We start from the raw sequence: 444 nt of genomic DNA on the forward strand, positions 1-444 counted from the left end.
GTCAGCGCCTGAAATCCGCTATGACTGAGCCCGCGACCTTGATCTTGCGAGCCTCTCTTCGGGCACGGCTTTGTCGGGACATCGAGGTGTCGAGTTCGAGCACGCTAGCGGATCTGGCCGAAGCCATCGTAGCGGCATTTGGCTTCGACTTGGACCACGCCTACGGCTTCTATTCAAAGCTGACGGGAAAGCTGTTCGACTCGCCCCTGCGGTTCGAACTCTTCGCCGACATCGAGGCGAGCGGCTCTCGCAGCGTGAGCGGCACGCGCGTCACCACAGCCTTCCAGAAGGTGGGCTCGGCAATGACCTTCTTGTACGACTACGGTGACGAGTGGCGCTTCCGCGTTGAAGTTATTGGAACAGGGCAGGCGCAGCCCGATGCCAATTACCCGAGGATCGTCAGCAAGATCGGCAAGGCTCCCCCGCAGTACCCAGACATCGACG

At 60.8% G+C, this 444-nt stretch carries 1 protein-coding gene; it reads left to right on the top strand.

The window, feature by feature from the left end; genetic code table 11:
• Positions 1-86: 86 nt before the first annotated feature.
• On the top strand, positions 87-444 hold a 358-nt coding region (locus ACWGTI_RS32715; protein WP_454590689.1), incomplete at its 3' end, for an IS1096 element passenger TnpR family protein.

It is taken from the genome of Mesorhizobium sp. ArgA1 (assembly GCF_053714375.1).